The 8167-nt window shown below is 69.3% G+C and carries 8 protein-coding genes and 1 pseudogene; 4 read left to right on the plus strand and 5 right to left on the minus strand.

What is annotated here, in order from left to right; translation table 11 throughout:
- Nucleotides 1-295 precede the first annotated feature (295 nt).
- Nucleotides 296-1972: a GMC oxidoreductase gene (locus tag BKN37_RS24220; RefSeq protein WP_071029475.1), complete on the plus strand. Its 1677-nt coding sequence runs from the start codon at nucleotides 296-298 to the stop codon at nucleotides 1970-1972.
- A gap of 13 nt (nucleotides 1973-1985) precedes the next feature.
- On the opposite strand, the gene BKN37_RS24225 is transcribed toward BKN37_RS24220, so the two are convergent.
- On the minus strand, nucleotides 1986-2522 hold the full coding sequence (locus tag BKN37_RS24225; RefSeq protein WP_071029476.1) for a gamma carbonic anhydrase family protein: 537 nt from the start codon (nucleotides 2520-2522) through the stop codon (nucleotides 1986-1988).
- A 178-nt stretch (nucleotides 2523-2700) separates the two neighbouring features.
- On the opposite strand from BKN37_RS24225, the gene cynR reads away from it, so the two are divergent.
- From cynR to BKN37_RS24240, 3 genes are all read left to right on the plus strand, one after another.
- Nucleotides 2701-3594, plus strand: coding sequence for a transcriptional regulator CynR (gene cynR / locus BKN37_RS24230; RefSeq protein WP_071029477.1), 894 nt, complete (start codon nucleotides 2701-2703; stop codon nucleotides 3592-3594).
- A gap of 141 nt (nucleotides 3595-3735) precedes the next feature.
- Complete coding sequence (gene cynS, locus BKN37_RS24235; protein ID WP_071029478.1) at nucleotides 3736-4206, plus strand: cyanase; 471 nt, start codon at nucleotides 3736-3738, stop codon at nucleotides 4204-4206.
- Between the two features lie 27 nt (nucleotides 4207-4233).
- A complete protein-coding gene (locus BKN37_RS24240; RefSeq protein WP_071029479.1) occupies nucleotides 4234-4734 on the plus strand; it encodes a nucleoside deaminase in 501 nt (166 codons plus the stop codon).
- A 7-nt stretch (nucleotides 4735-4741) separates the two neighbouring features.
- Here the strand turns inward: BKN37_RS24240 and BKN37_RS24245 are convergent, their stop codons facing one another.
- The 4 genes and pseudogenes from BKN37_RS24245 to BKN37_RS24260 form a co-directional block, all read right to left on the minus strand.
- Nucleotides 4742-5560, minus strand: coding sequence for a TIGR03621 family F420-dependent LLM class oxidoreductase (locus BKN37_RS24245; RefSeq protein ID WP_071029480.1), 819 nt, complete (start codon nucleotides 5558-5560; stop codon nucleotides 4742-4744).
- Nucleotides 5561-5583: 23 nt separating this feature from the next.
- Nucleotides 5584-6021, minus strand: a pseudogene (locus BKN37_RS24250) (gamma-glutamylcyclotransferase family protein); the annotation flags it as partial.
- Complete coding sequence (locus tag BKN37_RS24255; protein WP_071029481.1) at nucleotides 6022-7245, minus strand: Nramp family divalent metal transporter; 1224 nt, start codon at nucleotides 7243-7245, stop codon at nucleotides 6022-6024.
- Nucleotides 7246-7365: 120 nt separating this feature from the next.
- The coding region (locus BKN37_RS24260) for an NAD(P)H-dependent amine dehydrogenase family protein (RefSeq protein WP_071029482.1) at nucleotides 7366-8167 on the minus strand (802 nt) is incomplete at its 5' end.

An 8167-nucleotide genomic window follows, 5' to 3' on the forward strand; every position in this document is an offset into this window, starting at 1 on the left:
CCCCCCCCGCCCGCCCCCCCCCCCCCGCCGCCGTGCGCCCGAATAGGCATGTCGACAGCTTCCTGGGGGTCCTGTACGTAGAGCGCAACGACCACATCGATGTGTTGCGTGTCCTGCATCAGCGCCGTGACATTCCGGAATTGCTGCGCGATCTCGGTCAGGACGAGTAGAAAACGCCAGCCGCTGAACGGCGGTGCGGCCGCCGCACGCCGAGTTATTCTCACCACGATCGCGTGCGGGCGTGACCGGCCCGCCCCTCGAAGACGCACGCACGACGCCCAGTGAGGATCCAGACATGAAGTTCGACTACGACGTCGTAGTGATCGGATCGGGATTCGGCGGCAGCGTCACCGCGCTGCGGCTGACGGAGAAGGGCTACCGGGTCGGCGTGCTGGATATGGGCCGGCGGTGGCGGCCCACCGACTTCCCGCCCAACAACTGGCACGTCCGCAAGGCCATGTGGGCGCCGAAGCTGGGCTGCTTTGGGCCGCAACGGCTAACCGTGTTGGGCAAGACGTTCATCGCCAGCGCGGTCGGGGTCGGCGGCGGCTCGCTGATCTACGGCAACACCCTGTATGAGCCGCTGGAGCGGTTCTACACCGACCCACAGTGGGCGCACATCACCGACTGGAAAGCCGAACTCGAGCCCTACTACGACCAGGCGCGACGCATGCTGGGCGTCACCCCCACCCCGCACACCACCCCGGCCGACGAGGTGCTGCGGGACGTGGCCCGCGACCTGGGCGTCGAGGGCACCTATCACCCCACCAACGTCGGGGTGTTCTTCGGTGACGAGCCCGGCAAGACCGTCGACGACCCGTACTTCGGCGGCGCCGGGCCGGACCGGGCCGGCTGCATCGGCTGCGCGCAATGCTTCACCGGCTGCCCGCACAACGCCAAGAACACCACCGAAACCAACTACCTGTATCTCGCCGAACACGCGGGCGCGCAGATCCATCCGCTGACCATGGTCACCGACGTGCGGCCGCTCGACGACGGCTATGCCGTCGCCACCGTCCGCACCGGCCGGTGGTTGCGCAAGCAGCGGCGGGAATTCACCGCGCGCCAGGTGGTGTTCGCCGCGGCGTCGCTGGGCACCCAGCGGCTGCTGCACCAGCTGCGTGACAGCGGGTCGCTGCCGCGGCTGTCGCCCCGGCTCGGCGAGTTGACCCGCACCAATTCCGAAGAGGTGCCGGTCGTGTTCGCGCCCGACCGGGACGACTTCGCGCAGGGGATCGCGATCACCTCGTCGATCCACCCCGAGACCAACACCCATGTCGAGGTGTGCCGCTACGGCAAGGGATCCAACCTGCTGTCGATGATGGGAACCCACCTGATCGACGGCGGGCCGTGGCGGTTCGCCCGGCTGGTGCTGACCATCCTGCGCCGCCCCGGGCTGCTCGTGCGCGGCCTGTTCCCGCGGCACGCCTCGGAGCATTCGATCATCGTGCTGGTCATGCAATCCCTCGACAACTCGCTGACCACCTACCGCAAGCGCGGCCTGTTCGGCACCCGGATGACCGCCAAACAAGGGGTGGGGCAACCGAACCCGGACTGGATCCCGATGGCCCACGAGGTCGCGCGGCGAATGGCCGAGAAGGTCGGCGGGTTCGCCGGCGGCACCTACCTCGACGCGCTCAACATCCCGTTGACCGCGCACTTCATCGGCGGCTGCCCGATCGGGGATTCCCCGCAGACCGGGGTCATCGACCCCTACCAGCGGCTCTACGGGCATCCCGGTCTGCACGTCCTCGACGGCTCGGCGATCACCGCCAACCTGGGCGTCAACCCGTCGTTCACCATCACCGCGCAAGCCGAACGGGCCATGGCGTTTTGGCCCAACAACGGTGACCCCGATCCCCGCCCGCCGCTCGGGGCGCCCTATCAACGCATCCTGCCGGTGCCGCCCCAGCACCCAACGGTGCCGGACACCGCACCCGGCGCGCTGCGCCTCCCGCTGACGCCGGCCTGACGGCGGCCCAGCGCTATGCGGGCACGGCTCGGGCGTGGAGTGGCACGGCTCGGGCGTGGAGTTCCTTGAGGGCCCGGTAGCTCTGCGCATTGAATTCGATACCGGCTCGCTCATCGTCGGACAGTTCGCGACGCACCTTGCCGGGCACGCCGGCGACCAGCGATCCCGCCGGAATGTCGGCGCCCTGGGGAATCAGCGCGTTGGCGGCGATCAGGCAGCCGGCGCCGACCCGGGCGCCGTTGAGGACGGTGGCGCCCATCCCGACCAGGACATGGTCGCCGATGGTGCAGCCGTGCAACACGGCGTTGTGTCCCACCGACACTCCGGAGCCGACGGTCAGCGGAAAGCCGGGGTCGGCATGCAGCACACAGCCGTCTTGAATGTTCGTTCCCGCACCGACCTCAATGGATTCCACATCGCCGCGCAACACCGCCGCGTAAAAGACACCGACGTTTTCGGCCAGCCGCACCCGCCCGATCACGGTGGCGTTGGGGGCGATCCAGGTGTCGGCGCCGAGGTCGGGGGTGTGGCCGTCGATGCTGCTGATCATGGTGGTTACCTCGCTGATGTTGTAGGGGAGTCGATCAGGACGTCGGGGTTGAGCACCCCCGCTGGGGACCGAGTCTCCTGCATCGCGAGGAACGCCGCGGCGACGGGGTCCGGATGCTGACGATAGCGACGGAGGAATGGTTCCCACCATTGCAATCGGTGCTGTCTATAGTTGTTCGATGGAGCTGCGCCACATCCGGTATCTGCTCGCGGTGGCCGACCACGGCAACTTCACCCGCGCCGCCGAGTCGCTGCACATCTCCCAGCCGACGCTCTCCCAGCAGCTCAAGCAGCTCGAGCGCGCCGTGGGGGTGGTGTTGCTGGACCGGTCGGGGCGGACGGTTCGGCTGACCGATGCCGGCGCGGCCTACGCGCAGCACGCCCGGCTCGCCCTGCGGGATCTCGACGCCGCCGAGCGCGCGGTGCACGACGTGCAGGACCTCTCGCGCGGGCACCTGCGGGTGGCGATGACCCCGACCTTCACCGCCTATCTGATCGGGCCGCTGGTGCACCGGTTCCGCGCCGCCTACCCGGGCATCACCCTCACGGTCGAAGAGACGACCCAAGACCGGATCGAGGCCGATCTGCTGGCCGACCGGCTTGACCTCGGCGTCGCCTTCGCGGGCCCACACACCGCCGGCATCGAGCCCACCGTGTTGTTCACCGAGACGCTCAGCCTGGTCGTCGGCGCGGGGCACCCGTTAGCGGCGACACCGCGATCGCTGCCGGTGCGCCAGCTGGCCCGCCAGCCGCTGTGCCTGCTCAGCCGCGACTTTGCCACGCGGCTGCACATCGACGGCTACTTCGCCGACCGGCGGGTCGCCCCGGCCATCGCGGTCGAAGCCAACTCGATCAGCGCGCTGCTGGAGTTCGTCCGGCGCGGATCGCTGGCCACCGTGCTCCCCGACGCGATCACCCGCGAACACGCCGACCTGCGCCCGGTGCCGCTGAGCCCGCCGCTACCCACCCGGACCGTGGAGTTATTGCGGCGTGGCTCCGCTTACCACTCGGCCGCCGCGCGGGCATTCACGGAGGTCGCACACACCGTCGCGTCCGAGCACCGCACGGTATAGATAGCAGCTATCGCGGCAAGGTCAGTTAAGTATTGGACTCTATGACCCTTGCCGGCGCACCCTGGAGTTCGTCAGGCCGATCCGGCCGCACCGCCCGCGATATCCGCCGGCGGCGACTCGACTCGAGAGGAACGAGACACCATGGCGCACGCGCACATCGATCCCGCCGCTCGCCAGGCGCTGGCCGTCGCCGCCGTCGACGCCAAGATCGCCAAAGACCTCACCTGGCAGCAGATCGCCGACACCGCCGGCCATTCGACCGGCTACGTCACCGCGGCCGTCCTCGGTCAGCATCCGCTGCCGCCGCGGGCGGCCGCCGCCGTCGCCGAGCTGCTCGGCCTGGGCGGCGACGCGGCGTCGCTGCTGCAGACCATCCCGCTGCGCGGCTCGATTCCCGGTGGGGTGCCCACCGATCCGACGATCTACCGCTTCTACGAGATGCTGCAGGTTTATGGCACGACCCTGAAAGCGCTGATCCACGAACAGTTCGGGGACGGCATCATCAGCGCGATCAACTTCCGGCTCGACGTGCGCAAAGTTCCCGATCCCCAGGGCGGCCAGCGAGCGGTGATCACCCTCGACGGCAAGTACCTGCCCGCCGAACCCTTCTGATAACACCGTCAATCCCTAAGGAGCGCAATGGATATCGCGCAACACACGATTGATCTCGCCCGCCGCAACGTCGAGGAGGGCGGACGCCCGTTCGCCACCGTCATCGTCAAAGACGGCGCGATTCTGGCCGAAAGCGCCAACCGCGTCGCCCAGACCCACGACCCCACGGCGCATGCGGAGATCCTGGCCATCCGCGCGGCCTGCACCAAGCTGGGCACCGAGCATCTGACCGGAACCACCATCTATGTGCTGGCCTCACCCTGCCCGATGTGCCTGGGCGCGCTGTATTACTGCTCGCCCGACGAGGTCGTCTTCCTGACCACCCGCGAGGCCTACGAACCGCACTACGTCGACGACCGAAAGTACTTCGAGCTCAACACCTTTTACGACGAGTTCGCCAAACCTTGGGACCAGCGGCGGCTGCCGATGCGGCACGAGCCGCGCGACGACGCGGTCGACGTCTACCGGTTCTGGCAGCAGCACAACCACGGCGACCGTCGGTTGCCCGGGGCGCCGACCGCGGGCTGAGCCCCGGTCAGCGCAGCTCGGCGATGACCTTCGCGAACGCCTCGGCGTGGTTGGCCTGCACCGTGAAGTAGCTCAACCCGTAGGTGTCCCGGTAGCCGCGCAGCGTATCGGCCATGTCGCGGGCGGAGCCGGATAGCACCGCCGGCATGCCCAGCAGCTCGGCATCCGACAGCGTCGGCGCGAAGCGGCGGGTCAGCGACAGGTCGGGGATCCCGGAGTTATCGGTCGGCACCGCGGTGATCGCCAGGTTGAGTTCCAGCGCGCTGAACCGGTTGCCGGCGGCGCCGCGAACGAAGGAAATGCGTTCGGCCAGCGGATCATCCGCATCGGCGACGCGGGCGCCGGTCAACCCGACGATGTCGGCGTGCCGCGCGGCCACCGTCAGCAGCCGGTCACCGTTACCGGCGATCAGGATCGGCAGGTTCGGCTGGTGCGTGCCCAGGTACGCCGTCACATGCTCGAGGTACTCGATGCGGCGCGCGGCGCTCGGGAACGGCAACTCGGCCGCCTCGAATTCCTCGCGGACATAGCCGGCGCCCAGGCCGACCTCCAGCCGGCCGTCGGAGAGCAGATCCACCTCGGCGACATCCCGGGCCAGCAGCGCCGGCTTGTAAAAGCAGGCGTTGAGCACATAGGTGCCCAGCCGCATGGTCGTGGTGGCCGCCGCGGCCACGGCCAGCAGCGGGAAGGGCGCCGGAGCGCCGAGGTGGTCGGCGACGTTGAGCACATCGAAGCCGAAACCTTCTAGGCGGCGCGCGGTGTCCTGCAGCGCGGCCGCTGATTTCACCCCGCGAAGGCCCACACCGAAGCGAAACTCCCTGGCCACCCACTACCTCCTCATCGCTGCCGAGGCCACTGGGCGGGATCCCAGCGGCGCAGAAAGTCGATCCACGGTTGGGGCAGCCCGTGATGCAGCGCGCCGTCGATGATGCGCTCCAGGTAGCCCGGTCGGGGCGTGCCGGGATGCACCCGATGGTCGATGTACACCCATGCCGGTGCCGGCCCGTCGGCGGTGTGCACGGTCAGCCGGTCGCGCCGGTAGCGCACCGGCACCCCCTCGGCGCTGTCCAAGGTCGCCAGGTCGTGATCGGAGACCTGCCACACCACCCCGTGCACGCGGGAGCCGGCGAACGGTTCGACGGTGGCGACCCCGCGCTGGTTGATCAGCCAGTCGTGCTCGGCCAGCGTCGCCGGACGCGGCTGGATCGCGTCGGGGCAGCGCCGCGCCATCTGCTGCACGCACAGGTTGGACCCGTACGCGAAGTAGGTATGCCGAGCCGCCGGCATTTAGCCGAACGTGAGGTAGAGCAGCACCATGTTAAGCAGACTAATCACCGCGGTGACGGTCCAGCCGAGTGCCGAGGTCAGCGGCCGGTTGGCGTCGGCGCCCATCAGCGCGCGGTCGCTGGTCAGCCGGATCAGCGGCACCAGCGCGAACGGGATGCCGAACGACAGCACCACCTGGGAGATCACCAGGGCGCGGCTGGGATCCACGCCGACGGCCAGGATCACCAGGGCCGGGACCAGGGTGACCACCCGGCGCCACAACAGCGGGACGGTCACCCGCAGCAACCCCTGCATGATCATCGCTCCGGCGTAGGCGCCCACCGACGTCGACGCTAGCCCGGACGCCAGTAGCCCGATCGCAAAGAACAGCGCGACCGTCGGGCCCAGGGCATCCCCCACCGCGGTGTGCGCCCCCTCAATGGACCCGCTGGTGTCGTGGCCGCGCAGGTTGGTCGCGGCCACCACCAGCATGGCCAGGTTCACCGTGCCAGCCACCAGCATCGCCAGCCCGACATCCCAGCGGGTCACCCGCAACAGCCGCCGACGCACCGGGCCGGGCTCGGGCTGGCCGTGCCGGTCGCGGGACAGGCCGGAATGCAGGTACACGGCATGCGGCATCACCGTGGCGCCCAGGATCGCGGTGGCCAGCAGCACGCTTTCGGTGCCGTCGAAGCGGGGCAGCAGCCCCTCGGCGACGGCGGTGGGCGGGGGCGGCGCCACCACCAGGCTGGCGAGGAACCCGATCGCGATGATCGCCAGTAGGCCGCTGGTCACCTGCTCGAAGATCCGTGGGCCGCGCCGGTCCCCGATCACCAACAGCGCCATCGACACCAGGCCGGTGATCAGGCCGCCCAGCAGCAGCGGCAGGCGAAAGATCAGGTGCAGGGCGATCGCGCCGCCGACCACCTCGGCCAGGTCGGTCGCCATCGCCACCAATTCGGCCTGCAGCCAGTAGGCGATCCGGGTGGGGGTGCGGCTGTGGGCGCCGACGGTCTCGGGCAGCGACCGCCCGGTCACCAGTCCCAGCTTGGCCGACAGATACTGCACCAAACCGGCCATCACATTGGCCGCAATGATGACCCACACCAGCAGGTAGCCGAACTTCGCGCCGGCGCTGACGTTGGCCGCGACATTCCCCGGGTCGACGTAGGCGATGGCCGCGACGAACGCCGGCCCGAGCAGATACCAGCTCGGTTTCACCGGCACCTGGGTGTCCTGCGCCAACGGGCCCTCTCTCTATCCGGCGATGCGAATAAGAAAGTTAGGTTAACCGAATCCGCTCGCAGATCGTCTTCGGGGGAGGGCTCCACCTGATCTCGGAGTTCATCGACCCCGGGCGCTCGATCAGCCGCCCTGGTACAACCCCCGCCCGGTGACCAGCGGCAGGTCCAGGGTGGTGCGGATCCCCGGTGCGGCCGCCACCACGGCGGGGATCGCGTTGACGACCCGCATCGCGGTGGCCACCAGCCCGGCGTGGTTGTGATCGCCGTGGCGGCTGGACAGGCACAGGTCCAGGGCATAGGACGGTTCGCCGGTGATCTCGATGCGGTAGGAGCCGCCGGGCTGGGCGGGCTGCGGCCAGTCCGGGCACAGGTCCTCGCGCAACCGGGTGACGTGTTCGAGGACGACCGCGGGCGCGCCGTCGACCATCCCCAGCACCTCGAACCGCAGCGCGGCCGCGCTGCCCTTACCGATGTGTCCGGAGGCGATGTCGAAGTCTTCCGGGGCGGGTTCGCGCACGTAGGTTTCGGTCACGGCGTCGAGCGTGAGGCCCAGGCCGGCGGCCAATTGGCGCACCACCGAACCCCAGGCCAGGCTCAGCACGCCGGGCTGCAGCAGCATCGGGATCTCGTCGAGCGGCTTGCCGAAGCCCATCACGTCGAACATCACCGTGGCGCTGTCGTAGGTGGCGTAGTCGACAATCTCCATGCAGCGGATCTGCTGGATGCTCTGGCAGGTGCCCGCCAACGCCAGCGGCAGCAGATCGTTGGCGAATCCGGGATCGATGCCGCCCACGAACAGGCTCGAATTACCAGCCTGCGCAGCCTCTTCCAGCGGAGCGAGCATCTCGGGTGGCAGCACCTGCCACGGGTACTGCAGGAACACCGCGATGGCCGACAACCGGCTGCCCGAGGCGCTGGAGGAT

The sequence above is a fragment of the Mycobacterium talmoniae genome (assembly GCF_001854525.1).
In the GTDB taxonomy this organism is placed as follows: Bacteria; Actinomycetota; Actinomycetes; order Mycobacteriales; family Mycobacteriaceae; genus Mycobacterium; species Mycobacterium talmoniae.